Source organism: Benzoatithermus flavus (genome assembly GCF_037908215.1).
GTDB classification, from domain to species: Bacteria; Pseudomonadota; Alphaproteobacteria; order Geminicoccales; family Geminicoccaceae; genus Benzoatithermus; species Benzoatithermus flavus.
Genome location: NZ_JBBLZC010000150.1, coordinates 1 through 515, shown reverse-complemented (window position 1 = coordinate 515; position 515 = coordinate 1). Strand labels below are relative to the sequence as shown.

The window sequence follows — 515 nt, the reverse complement described above, 5'->3', positions numbered from 1 at the left end:
CGGCTGCGTTCGCCAAGTTGGCGATGAAGTTGGGTTCCCCGGAAATGAGCGATTTCAGCTGTTCGATGACGAGCGCGTAATTTTCTTCGCGTGTTCCGTTGTAAGCCATGGGACGAAACATAGAACTAGCCTCCTTTTTCATCATGGTTGGAGCAGGACTCTGGCCTCAACATCCAGCAGGATGCAAGCAGGGAAATGGCTGATTCGCCTATTTTATGACGGCTGCGGGCGGTTGTCAACCGAAAGCGCCTCGCGGTCCATCCTCTCCCGTCCTTGGTGCAAGTCGGCGGCGCGATGGGCGTCGGATCCGTAGACGATTGGGATGCCCCGCCGCCGCGCCTCGGCGATCACGCCGCCCGGCGGATATGGCTCAAGGCAGAGCGGTTTGGCGGCGCCGGCGCCGTTGTAGTCCAATTCATAGCCGAACTGCTTGATGTCATCGAGAATGGCAACAATCCACTCATCCATTGGTTCCAAGCATGGGAAACGGCGTTGGAACTTGCGCACAAGCGTCA

2 pseudogenes are annotated in these 515 nt (G+C 57.9%); both read right to left on the bottom strand.

The features are described from left to right. A pseudogene (locus U1T56_RS24625) lies at window positions 1-121 on the bottom strand (GAF domain-containing protein); the annotation flags it as partial. 92 nt (window positions 122-213) lie between these two features. Next, window positions 214-515, bottom strand: a pseudogene (locus tag U1T56_RS24620) (histidinol-phosphatase HisJ); the annotation flags it as partial.